Origin of the sequence: Priestia sp. SIMBA_032 (genome assembly GCF_046535215.1) — a bacterium.
GTDB classification, from domain to species: domain Bacteria; phylum Bacillota; class Bacilli; order Bacillales; family Bacillaceae_H; genus Priestia; species Priestia aryabhattai.
Window position 1 is genome coordinate 1 of record NZ_JAWRXD010000530.1, and the last position, 277, is coordinate 277.

1 protein-coding gene is annotated in these 277 nt (G+C 60.3%); it reads right to left on the bottom strand.

Annotation, left to right across the window (positions count from 1 at the left end; genetic code table 11):
- A partial coding sequence (locus SB717_RS35415) for a type VI immunity family protein (protein WP_410907604.1) occupies positions 1 to 277 on the bottom strand: 277 nt, incomplete at both ends.

Here is a 277-nt window from a genome sequence, read left to right on the forward strand (position 1 = left end):
GGAGATTGTTAACCGCGCGATATGCTGCAGGCACCTTCCCTTTGTCGAGGTCGCCGAGCACTGGCAGCTTGCCGGCCTGAAAGACGACACCGCCCTCATAAGAGTGCATGACGACCTCATCGCCAAGGACCTTGCGCGCCTTGTCGAGCCCGCCGACGCGGAAAAGTAGCTCGTCGTTGATGGCCGTCAGCCAGTTCACGTCGCGGATCATGTCGATGCGGCGTAATACCTCCAGTCCGAAATTGGCACCATCCTCGTAGAGGAGGCCGGGAAACCG